Source organism: Sulfuricurvum sp. RIFOXYD12_FULL_44_77, from assembly GCF_001830725.1.
In the GTDB taxonomy this organism is placed as follows: Bacteria; Campylobacterota; Campylobacteria; order Campylobacterales; family Sulfurimonadaceae; genus Sulfuricurvum; species Sulfuricurvum kujiense_A.
This window is the reverse complement of the sequence record NZ_MIBU01000036.1, coordinates 1-10,567: the sequence shown is the minus strand read 5'-3', so window position 1 is coordinate 10,567 and position 10,567 is coordinate 1. Positions and strand designations below refer to the sequence as shown.

General features: G+C 43.8%; 10 protein-coding genes. 4 read left to right on the top strand and 6 right to left on the bottom strand.

Annotated features, from left to right (window positions below; all coding sequences use genetic code 11):
• Positions 1-173: 173 nt before the first annotated feature.
• Positions 174-746 carry an NUDIX domain-containing protein gene (locus A2517_RS01895; protein WP_294893677.1) on the top strand — a complete coding sequence of 191 codons (573 nt, stop codon included), beginning with the start codon at positions 174-176 and terminating at the stop codon, positions 744-746.
• On the opposite strand, the gene A2517_RS01890 is transcribed toward A2517_RS01895, so the two are convergent.
• Complete coding sequence (locus A2517_RS01890; protein ID WP_294893676.1) at positions 743-1,456, bottom strand: DUF3108 domain-containing protein; 714 nt, start codon at positions 1,454-1,456, stop codon at positions 743-745. The genes A2517_RS01895 and A2517_RS01890 overlap by 4 nt on opposite strands.
• A gap of 7 nt (positions 1,457-1,463) precedes the next feature.
• A complete protein-coding gene (locus tag A2517_RS01885) occupies positions 1,464-2,276 on the bottom strand; it encodes an aldo/keto reductase (protein WP_294893675.1) in 813 nt (270 codons plus the stop codon).
• A gap of 109 nt (positions 2,277-2,385) precedes the next feature.
• Between A2517_RS01885 and A2517_RS01880 the strand changes: the two genes are divergently transcribed.
• From A2517_RS01880 to A2517_RS01870, 3 genes are read left to right on the top strand one after another with little or no spacing between them, the layout of a single operon-like run.
• Positions 2,386-3,144, top strand: a complete 759-nt coding sequence (locus A2517_RS01880; RefSeq protein ID WP_294893674.1) for a TerB family tellurite resistance protein — start codon at positions 2,386-2,388, stop codon at positions 3,142-3,144.
• A gap of 9 nt (positions 3,145-3,153) precedes the next feature.
• On the top strand, positions 3,154-3,570 hold the full coding sequence (locus A2517_RS01875) for a rhodanese-like domain-containing protein (protein WP_294893673.1): 417 nt from the start codon (positions 3,154-3,156) through the stop codon (positions 3,568-3,570).
• Positions 3,571-3,573: 3 nt separating this feature from the next.
• Positions 3,574-3,942: a hypothetical protein gene (locus tag A2517_RS01870; RefSeq protein ID WP_294893672.1), complete on the top strand. Its 369-nt coding sequence runs from the start codon at positions 3,574-3,576 to the stop codon at positions 3,940-3,942.
• Here the strand turns inward: A2517_RS01870 and A2517_RS01865 are convergent.
• From A2517_RS01865 to A2517_RS01850, 4 genes are all read right to left on the bottom strand, one after another.
• A complete protein-coding gene (locus A2517_RS01865) occupies positions 3,939-5,747 on the bottom strand; it encodes a diguanylate cyclase (protein ID WP_294893671.1) in 1,809 nt (602 codons plus the stop codon). The two genes, A2517_RS01870 and A2517_RS01865, sit on opposite strands and share 4 nt — an antisense overlap.
• Positions 5,748-5,847: 100 nt before the next feature.
• The gene (locus A2517_RS01860) at positions 5,848-8,316 is read right to left on the bottom strand and encodes an EAL domain-containing protein (RefSeq protein WP_294893670.1); all 2,469 of its coding nucleotides are present in this window, start codon (positions 8,314-8,316) and stop codon (positions 5,848-5,850) included.
• Positions 8,316-9,218, bottom strand: coding sequence for a substrate-binding domain-containing protein (locus tag A2517_RS01855; RefSeq protein WP_294893669.1), 903 nt, complete (start codon positions 9,216-9,218; stop codon positions 8,316-8,318). The genes A2517_RS01860 and A2517_RS01855 overlap by 1 nt, the downstream gene beginning before the upstream one ends.
• Positions 9,219-9,246: 28 nt before the next feature.
• The gene (locus tag A2517_RS01850; RefSeq protein WP_294893668.1) at positions 9,247-10,497 is read right to left on the bottom strand and encodes a carbohydrate porin; all 1,251 of its coding nucleotides are present in this window, start codon (positions 10,495-10,497) and stop codon (positions 9,247-9,249) included.
• Positions 10,498-10,567: the final 70 nt, after the last annotated feature.

Below are 10,567 nucleotides of genomic sequence, written 5' to 3'. Positions count from 1 at the left end.
CGGGAAACGAGACTCGAACTCGCGACATTCAGCTTGGAAGGCTGACGCTCTAGCCAACTGAGCTATTCCCGCATCACTGGTGAAATTATACTACCCAAACCCTTAATCATTTATTTGTTTAGCTATTTGTTTCTGTATAATTCATCCTATTACTTTTATCAAACGAGCAATTTATGAGAACACAACGTGTACCGTTCGGCCAACAAAACCCCGACAAAAAAGATGCCGTCTTTCTAGCTATCTACGTCGATGCGATCTCTCCGTGGAGATACTTCAAAGACGATATGCAACACCTCAAATGTCCGGCTATTATTATGATTGATCGTTGGGATGGACGGATGGGATTTCCCGGGGGGACGGTTAATGAGGGGGAGAGCCTTCTCGAAGCGCTGGTACGAGAGACCAAAGAGGAGATCGGGATCACGATCAAACCCTCTAAAGTCCATCCGATTGCAAGCCATGAAACCCGTATCGTTACCCATCTTTACGGACTCAAAGTTCTCGAAGCGGAGTTTTTGCACATTTATTACCACATCCTCAGCAACTTCTCCCGCTCGATCCTTCTGCACGCTTATGAAGAGGGGGACAATTCCCATTTTATGTCGGAGATTACGGGGATCAAAATCGTCCCTCTCCTCCAACACGAGAACAAAGGGATCAACCGTTTCATCGAAAACTCTTTTGCGGGTTCATCCAAAGAAGACCTCGATGTACTACTCCGTGAGGTATTTGGGATCGAGCTTTAACGAATCCGCTTGCCGACGATGTCCCCAAAGAGCAAGACATCCTCTAAAATCGCTTTTTCACACAGCCCCTCGGAATCGAGGTTAATCAACAATTCCCCCTGAGCACTGCTGAAAATGCGGTCGTTCAACACCACTTTTACAAAATCACCCTCTTTCATCTTGAGTTTCTCCTGCATTTTAGTCAATGCCTCATCACGGGGAAAATTGATATCGATCCGACCATCTTTTTTATTCCCGCCGACAACATAAAAAGGGCGATCTTTCCGTATTTTCATATGATTTTTGAAATTGAAAAAAAGGGAGAGGACATCTTCGCTCGCGTAAAATTCATTTTTCACTTTATCCCATTCGTCACTTTGGATATTCTCTCTCCAAACGGTCTTATTCGGATGGTCAAACGTATAAATTTTGGTCGATTTTTTCGAATCGGTTCGTCTTATTTTGATGTATTTTTGAGGTATTAGCACCCCATCGACGAGTGATCCGTGGCTTTCGTAGGTTTCGACACGGTTATTGGTAAGAAGTTTGGCTATTCCGCTGGTACGGGCTTCGATTCGGATGCTGTAGGTTTGATCCTCTTTGATCTCGAAACGGGCATCGGCAACCCCCAACGCTTCAAATATCCCATAAGAGACCTCATAGGTTGCACTAATGACTTTAGCACTTGCTATCTGTGATACGATCGCGAGGATTAAAAAAATATGTTTCATCGTGCAATTATAACAAAAGAGCACTGATGCTCGCGATCTCATCGGAGCGTAATTCGAAACTGAAAATATCCAAATCTTCCGCGATATGCACTTTGGACGTCGATCCGATCAGCGGAACGATTCCTATCTGATTAAGGTAACGATAGAGGATCTGTGCTTCGGTTTTGTTGTACTCTTGAGTCAAGGCAAAAAACTCTCGGCTTCCGAGAATATGGGGGTTGGCGGTCAAAGACCAAAAGCTCTGATAGACAATCCCCATCGCATCACACCATTGCCGCAATGCGATATCGTATCCGCTATCAGCGTAAAAACGGTTTTGTACGACAGAGGGTTTTACCTCCGCATCGCTATAGAGCCGTTTGAGCAGTTCCAGATCATAACAGTTGCTGATGCCGATTCGGTGTGCTGTGCCGCTGTGGGCAATCTTCTCCATCGCACCCCATACTTTGAGGAGATTGGGATAAGGAAAGAGCGGTGAGTGGAGCACCAGCGAATCGACATACTCACTCTGAAGATTATGGAGTGAGGCGGAAAATGACTCCTCTACCTGCAGTTCCAAAGGGGCTTTCGGATCATAGGGAATACGCGCGGGATCTTGCCCTGCGAGAGGGGTAAATTTCGTCTGTACAAACAGCTCTTCGCGCTCTATCCCTAGAGATTTCAATCGCATCAAAGCTTCCCCTACCCCCGCTTCATGGTAGTGTTTGGGCTGACATGCGGTGTCGATCCCTCTAAATCCGCTCGTAACCGCCGTCTCTACCAAATCTGCCGTCTGCTCTTTTTTCCATGCCGTGCCGTAGATGAGGGGAGGTATCTTCATGCGGTGCCCTTTTTGAAATCTTATTTTCACCATTATAACTTACCTAAAAACTTCTCACAGTTACTTTTTACGGGTACACTGTCGCTTACTTTTTATGTCAGGATACTCTGTGACTCAATTTATCATCTTAGCCGTGGTTATAGCCCTTTTTTACTGGCTCTCCCGAAGCTTTTCCCAAAACCAGCATACCTACTCGAAAAGCCAATTTTCGGGGTTTAAACTCACCAAAGAGAACCTCGCCTACAGTGAACTGGGTCTTTTTGTCGCCCTTAGTGCCAAAGTGGCCAAAGCCGACGGTCGGGTCGATGAGCTCGAAGCGGAGCTGGTCAGTAATATGTTCAGTGACATCAGCGCCCTTTTCCCCAATCCCGAAGCAACCAAAAAAATGCTCAAAGAGATATTCGATGAAGAGAAAAATGCTCCGCACAATATCGATCCGGTAGCACAGGCGCTCTATAAAGCGTTAGAGAGCGACCCTCACAAACGTCAAAAGATGATGGAATTTTTGATCCATCTCAGCTACATCGACGGAACGCTCAGCCACAGTGAGGAGGAGATGCTTCGAGTGATTGCCAAACATTTGCACTTTAGCGAAGCAGATTTTGCCTCTATGCTGGAGCGTTTCGGCTCACATCACCGCCACAGTGTCAAAGAGAGCTCAATCGATCAAGCCTATACCCTCTTGGGACTCACGCCACACGCTACGAACGATGAAATTAAAAAAGCGTACCGAGCCCTCGTTCGCGAATATCACCCCGATATTATCAAATCGCAAGGGGCATCGGATGAGTATCTCAAAGAGGCGACCGAAAAGGTACAAGATATCAATGCCGCCTATGAGATGATCAAAAAATCGCGCGGAATGTAAAGGAATTATATGGACAAAAAACGACTGCTTAATATCGGATATTGGATACTCTTTATCGGAATTCTCGGTTACGTGGCCTACTCAAAAGGGTGGATTCTCACCAACTTTGAATCGATCTCCCCTGCACAAGCCCAAGAGATGATCCAAAAAGAAGAAAAAGTAACCCTCATTGATGTCCGAACACCCGATGAGTTTATCCAAGAGCACATTGAGGGGGCAATGCTTATTCCTCTGCAAACACTGGATAAAAATCTAGGGTTGATCGCCAATGTCAAAAACCAAAAGATCATCGTCTATTGTCACAGCGGAAGCCGAAGCGTTGCCGCTTCACGGCTCCTCGCCGACAACGGATTTACTCCCCTAAACGTCAAAGGGGGGATTACCGAGTGGAAAGCCCAAGGGCTTCCTACCCAACTAAAGGAATAGAGTATGTCATTATCAGAGACCCAAAAACAGACCATCAAAGCCTCCACCGAGCTTTACCGCTCTGAAATCACCCAGATCAATAGCTGGATTTACAACGAAGCCGATGATGAGCGGTGTGATCAGCTCTATCTGCTCCGAGCTCTCTGTAGTATCGAGCATGGAAACCGTATAGGATTGTTCAATGACGACGAGGCTTCTGAAGAGTACTTCGAAGAGGTCGCGAAAGAGGTGAACCGCTATTTCCATGAAAAAGATGATGCCGAACTCTTCGATGATATTTCCATATTGGAAGATGATGTCAGGGAGCGGTATTTTGAAAATCCAGCGAAAGAGAAGCAGGCCATTTTAAACGCATTAAAACTCAGCTTTTAAAAAGCTATCCGATTACGCCCCTCTTCTTTAGCTTTATAAAGCAAACTATCTAAACGGTTCAGAAGTTCTTCGGAGGATTCATCCTTTTGAAGAGCCGCAATTCCAAATGAACAAGTAATTTGCCCCACACTTGGGAAACTTTCAAATTCAATCGTTTGCCGAATGATCTCTGCAACACTCAATGTCTCTTCCAGCGAAGTATCCGGCAATAGAATAATAAATTCTTCTCCTCCCCAGCGGGCAATAATATCACTTTTGCGAAGCCGCTGTTTCACCAGTACGGCAATACGTTTTAAGGTCTCATCACCGATGAGATGCCCAAAACAATCGTTGACCCGTTTGAAATGGTCAATGTCGAAGAAAATAACTCCGAGAGGTTTTTGATCGCGGCGGGCTATATTAATGGCATATTCAAATACCATTGTAAAATGGAGCCTGTTGGCAACACCGGTCAACGGATCCGTCATAGAGCGCTCTTGTATCGATGAAATGTCGGTAAAAATAACAACGAACCGCTTCTCTTCGTGAAACTGCAATACAGAGAGTTTCACCTCAAAAATGGTCGTTTTACCCTCCATTGTAATTTTAACTTTATGATGGATATGGGGATGATCAAAAATATAGTCGCTCCACCGCTGATCATTCACCATCGGCAAGAGATACTCCTGCGTATCTCCCTCTTCAAAATATTCACAGACACATTCGTGTTCACGTTTAAATGCAGCAACATTTGCGTAGTGGAAATAGGCTAAAAAGGTTTGATTCGCGGCAATAAGGCGATGACCGTCCGTAACAATAACAGGAGAGGGGATAGCATCGAGAATCGTTTGATTGTAGGCTTCATGAAAACTCATTTTTTCAGCAACCTTATCATACACCCGACTAATAACCATCCCTAAAACTAAGATCAATACCAAAGCGATCAAGGCGGTAGCTACAATCATCTGAAAGACATGGCTTGAAAAATCAGGAATCGCTTGGATAAACATCACCGCACCGATCGGCTGACCCACATAATTTTTTACGACAATAGTTTTCATCGTATACGTTTGATTCGCATACGTGATAACACTATTTTCAAACGTTTGATGCTGACTTTTATAACTCTCAATCAAAGGGAGAAGTTTAGAAGAGACATTGATCGCTAACATATCGCCGATACGGAGGAAATCGCTGATCCCGCTCAGCACTCCCATATTTTTTTCATGGATCATAAAAAAAGATTGATAGCCGGTATAACGGTTTATTTTATCGGTGATGTAGGAGGCATCAATCCCAAATTCAACCGCCCCTAAATAGACCCCTTGATCCATCACCGGAGTGAGTATCCGAAACGCCAATCCATTTCGCCCCTCTTCGAATCCGTAGACTACTTTATGCTCTCGATGGATATGCGCTACCATAGAACGCTGTGAGGCAATAGGGTCGCCGTAAACATTCGGTTGGTGCATCCGAAGGAGTGATGTCCCGTTCGCGTTGTGAAACTGCATAACGCTGAGCATCGGATTCTCTTGATGCATTACTTCCCAACGCGGAGCGATCAAATGGTAGAGTTCATCATGATTTTTGGATCGAAATGCGTTTAATACCCCCTCCGTTTTTATATTCGCTTCAGCACGTGAGACATAGAATCGGACGATATCGTGAAGTGTCTCTTCATAATTGAGGCGGACACTTTGATAGACATCCGCCATCCGTACATCATATTGATCTCTGTCATGAAGGATGCTGTAGGTGGCTACAATCGTAGCCACCCCCAAAACAACGGAACTGAGTACGAGTAATATTTTAGTTTTTAGACTCATACGTTTTCCTCTGTTCTTGGTGTAGTACACCGTAATTCAAATTCTGCTAACGGTAACAGAATTATACTATCTGTATTCCTTAAAAAATGAGATAAATCCCTTAGGTATGGTTGAGAATAAATTGCTTTAGCTCCTCTATTTTCAAAGGTTTGGCGTAATAATATCCCTGTATTTCATCACACCCCTCCTGCTGTAAAAACTCAAGCTGCTCTTTTGTCTCTACCCCCTCGGCAGTGACGGAGAGTCCGAACGTTTTTGCCAACGCTATAATCGCACGTGTAATAGCAATCCCCTCAACCGATCCGGGAAGATCATCGATAAACGATTTATCTATTTTGAGACGATCAACGGGGAGTTTTTGAAGATAGCTTAGAGAAGAGTAGCCTGTTCCAAAATCATCGATAGCAATTTTCACCGCAATCTCACGCAGCTTACTCAAAGTCAAAAAAGCTTCCCTTGCATTTGTTGCAAGATAGCTCTCGGTAATCTCTATCTCAAGCCATTTCGGATTCATATCTGTCTTCTCAATGATCGAAGAAAGAATTTCAAAAAAATCACTATTTTGAAGCTGTAGTGACGAAACATTGACCGCAAAATAAGGTAAAGTATGACCTTCATTGCGTAATTGCATAAAATCGTTACACGCTTGTTGTAAAACCCAAGAACCGATCGGAATAATCAGCCCCGTCTCTTCCGCCAATGAGATGAAACGATCAGGTGTAACCCACCCGATAAGAGCACTGTTCCACCTGATCAATGCTTCAATGGCAACTATTTTTCCGGTTGATGCAGAGACTTTGGGTTGATACACTAGGGTAAACTCATCCCCTTTCTCAACTGCAGCTTTAAGGGCATTAATTCTCAGAGTCCGATCTTCAACGATACTCGCCAACTCCTCGGTAAAAAAGCAATAGCGGTTACGTCCGGTATCTTTTGAACGGTACATTGCCAAGTCGGCATTTTTGAGCAATTTAGAAATCGTTTCTCCGTCATCCGGAAAAAACGCTATCCCGATACTTGCCGTAGTCCGGATTTCATGAACGCCACAGACAAACGGAAGATGAAACGCATCCATAATTTTTTCCAAAATCGGCATAGCGGCAGAGTTCTCATGAAACCCTTCTATGAGGATATTAAATTCATCCCCCCCGATACGTGCCAGTGTGTCGGAAGTTCGAAGAATATTGACTAAGCGTTCGGCAACTGCTTGTAATAGCAAATCCCCAATATCATGCCCAAGAGCATCATTAATCTGCTTAAACTGATCGAGATCTAAAAAAATAATTCCGAGCTTATCTCCGTTACGCCCTGCCAAATCAATACCGTGCTGGAGCATCGTATTAAACAATCGCCGATTCGGGAGATTGGTAAGGGGATCGGTATTGGATAGATCTTCGAGCTTTTTTTGGGATGCCATCAGTGCATTCTCACGTTCTTGAACACTCAAGGCTAGACGATTAACATTTTTAGAGATACTCTCCAATTCATCACCGGTATGGATCACCTGCATATCGGAATAGTCTTGACGCTCAATCTTTTCGATCTGACCCATGAGCGAGTTCAGAGGCTGAGCAATGCTCCGTTTAAAAATACTTTGCAAAAAGAGAAGTGTCAGCAGCGTCATTGTCGTAATAAGGGCGAAAAAAGCGATCCGATTTTCCTGAAGTGCTAGTTCCAAAGATGATTTATCGAGTGCGGCGGTAATGACGACACCCCCATCCAACGTTGCCATAGTGAGAGAACCTAAAAAACGGTTCTCTTCTTCACTGATGATCATCTCTTCTTTTTTTGAAGCTCTCTTATTTGATATTTGACTCCCTATTTCAATACCTAAATCACTTGAAAGCAATTGAAAATAGGGTTTTGATATGTATCGGGACATCTCGATATGGGTAATAGTTTGATTGCCCTCTTCCACAAAAAGACTTTGATGCGATTTGATAATCAGATCATTATCATGGCGATGATAGGTTATCACGCCACCCTTTGCAAGATATTTTTGCTTATAATAGGAAATATGTTTAGCAGCAAAATGCAATGAGGTATTGGATGGCTGTTTCACATACTCATACTCATTTTCATAACGGCTGTAAGATACCGGCTTTCCCTCTTCAAACGACACGTAGGTAAGGTAATACCCTTGTGAGGTTTTCGTGACATAAGCGATAAGATCTTCTCTCGCATCGTACAAAGCGATATCGTTATTGAGCGATATTTTAACCCTATTGAGGAGCTCTTCCGCTAACCGTTTTTTCTCTTCATCCAGCAAGATAGCATCGTAATGCTCTTTGTCCTGATAGGTATTAATCAGCTCAACCGATGCTAGAAACGATTCATCGTCTTTGATAAAAGCGATCCCTTTTTTCAAATCGGCTTCGACAATGCCAAGATCAATATGCAGACGATGAAACGCATATTCAATTCGCTGATGGGCGGTTTTTACAAAATTTTCGCGTAAAAAATAATCAAAATATACCCCTGAAACAAGAAACATCACGGCCGTCGAAGCGACTAAAATAAGCGCTAGTTTGGTTTTAAGGGTAAATGACCTGAACAGTGTTGTAATCATTAAAAAATCGGCATCTCTTTCTCAACATTCTCTTTCGTAATAAGTTTAACCGGAATAACGATATGTTTAGGAACACTCTCACCTTTAAAAATTTTCAAAGCGGTCTCAACCGTTTTTTTGCCACCCAACGGGAAAAGAACCGACCCGCTCTGTGTCCCGTTACGGATAGCATCCCGCGCTTCAGAGGTGTAATCACACCCGACAGTAATAATAGATGAGGGGTCGATAGTATGACGGAGCATCGCTGAACGTGCGCCGCTGAGCATACTGTCACTCTCCGAAAAAATGGCGTCCACTTTTTCCCCAGAAACGATCAGCTTCTCCATCTCGACAATGGCATCTTTACGAAGATAGTTTCCCGTCCGTTTGATAACACTAATCCCTTTATGTTTAGAAATCTCATCCATAAACCCTTTGGAACGCAATTTCGTAACATCGGCTTTTTGAAGCCCTTCAAATAGGAGAACTTTCCCTTTTCCCCGTAAGCGCTGAGCGATGTATTTTGCCCCCATCTCTCCAATTTTAAGGTTGTCAGAGTTAATGAAAGTGGTGTACTCATTCCCTTGAATACCGCGATCAAGGATGATCACAGGGATACCGCTTTTCTCTGCTTTGGCGATTACGGGAACAACCGCTTTTTCATCATTGGTACCCACAACGATCACATCGACTTTCGAATCAATAAAACCGTTAATATGACGGATAAGTAATGAGGTTTGCCCTTTCGCGTCGGAATAGATAAATTTCACATCAGGGTGTTTAAGCGCGGCATCACGTACTTCATATACTTGCGCTTTACGAAAATCATTCCCCATTGTATCTTGGGCGAACGCGATAGTTTTCGACTCTGCATAGACCAACTTCGCAGCTATAAAAAATACCAATAAAATAAACTTTTTCATTACTTTCTCCTTTTAATAGTATAGCAATTTACCACCAATATTCGAATTGAACCCCTACATTATCACCGTGTGTCTGATCGGCATAATACTCACCCCCAACAGAGCCTCTTGCATTCTCCGACCAATCCGCATGGGTATAATACAAACGGATCACTGGACGTTTCCAAACCCCTTTTTCAAGTGCCGCTTCCAGTGCGACCGTGCTCTTAATCACCGTATAGGTTTGATCTCCCTGCTCGTCTTTTACCCTATCGATCCCCTCTTCGAGGAGAAAGCGGCCGTTACGGTGAAAAAACCAATAGGGTCGGATACCCGCCGATACCCATGTCTGCTCCGTAGAGGAAAAATCATTTTCACGCCGTTTTTCATACACGACATTGCTCATCATCCCCCATTGATCGTTTTCAAAACTGTTATAGTTTATAAAACGCCACGTTTTGGCATCTTCAATCCCTCTGCCGCTGGAGAGAACCGCATCCACAAATCTCTCTTGCCGATACGGTGAGACACTTCCCGCACCCTTAGCTACCCCTTTGCCGTAAAAGAGGGCACTGATATTCTCCCCCTCCATACCGAAAAGATCTCGGATAATTTTCGTATCTTTGTACAGTACACCCACCGCATACCCGTCCATAGTCGGAATACTCTGCGTTGCGTTAAACTCTTTCGAATGAAGTGTCATCTGATTTAAAAATAGCGTCCACTCTCCCCGCTCCATGGGGATAGTAAGCCGAAGATCGTGACTATCCAAAAGGACTTTTTCCCTCTCAGGCACAGTTGAAGGATCAAGTCGATCGAAAATATAGCTGTACGAGAGTTTCCCATACCCCAAATCAAGGTTACGAAATCCGACTCCGTCTCCGCTCATGTTTAAGAAAAAATAGTCATTCATATGGCTGTCGTACCGCTCATAAAAACGGCGTCCGATCCAGAACGAAACGGAGTTGTCAAAAACGGCTGAGAGTTCGGAATAGGCTTCATCGAGTTGAAGGTATTCGATGTTGTGGTTATTGGGTCCGGTAAAAACCGGTCGAATTTGGTTATGGAGGATGACGCCGTTATCGAAGCGGAGGGTGTCATAAAGTCCCAGTTCAATCCACGTCTCACACTCATTTCCGAGACGATATTTGCTCCCCGCTCCGGGGGCTTTGAAACAAACATTTGTTTTTTCATCATCTAAAGTGGTTTGAAGCCGTGCATACCCTGTTGTACCCACACTATTCTCAACACTCCAAACACTGATACAGACACTCAATACTAAAAGAGAGATTTTTTTCATTGTTTCCTCCGCCTCTTTTTTGACATATCAGATATATTCTACACCAATTGTCTATTAAATATTCTCTTTT

What these genes read in the sequence shown, in the direction of transcription:
- A2517_RS01875 (WP_294893673.1), top strand. Translation starts at nt 3,154, where the DNA reads ATGGACAAAAAACGACTGCTTAATATCGGATATTGGATACTCTTTATC.
- A2517_RS01860 (WP_294893670.1), bottom strand. Translation starts at nt 8,316, where the DNA reads ATGATTACAACACTGTTCAGGTCATTTACCCTTAAAACCAAACTAGCG.
- A2517_RS01870 (WP_294893672.1), top strand. Translation starts at nt 3,574, where the DNA reads ATGTCATTATCAGAGACCCAAAAACAGACCATCAAAGCCTCCACCGAG.
- A2517_RS01895 (WP_294893677.1), top strand. Translation starts at nt 174, where the DNA reads ATGAGAACACAACGTGTACCGTTCGGCCAACAAAACCCCGACAAAAAA.
- A2517_RS01890 (WP_294893676.1), bottom strand. Translation starts at nt 1,456, where the DNA reads ATGAAACATATTTTTTTAATCCTCGCGATCGTATCACAGATAGCAAGT.
- A2517_RS01885 (WP_294893675.1), bottom strand. Translation starts at nt 2,276, where the DNA reads ATGAAGATACCTCCCCTCATCTACGGCACGGCATGGAAAAAAGAGCAG.
- A2517_RS01865 (WP_294893671.1), bottom strand. Translation starts at nt 5,747, where the DNA reads ATGAGTCTAAAAACTAAAATATTACTCGTACTCAGTTCCGTTGTTTTG.
- A2517_RS01855 (WP_294893669.1), bottom strand. Translation starts at nt 9,218, where the DNA reads ATGAAAAAGTTTATTTTATTGGTATTTTTTATAGCTGCGAAGTTGGTC.
- A2517_RS01850 (WP_294893668.1), bottom strand. Translation starts at nt 10,497, where the DNA reads ATGAAAAAAATCTCTCTTTTAGTATTGAGTGTCTGTATCAGTGTTTGG.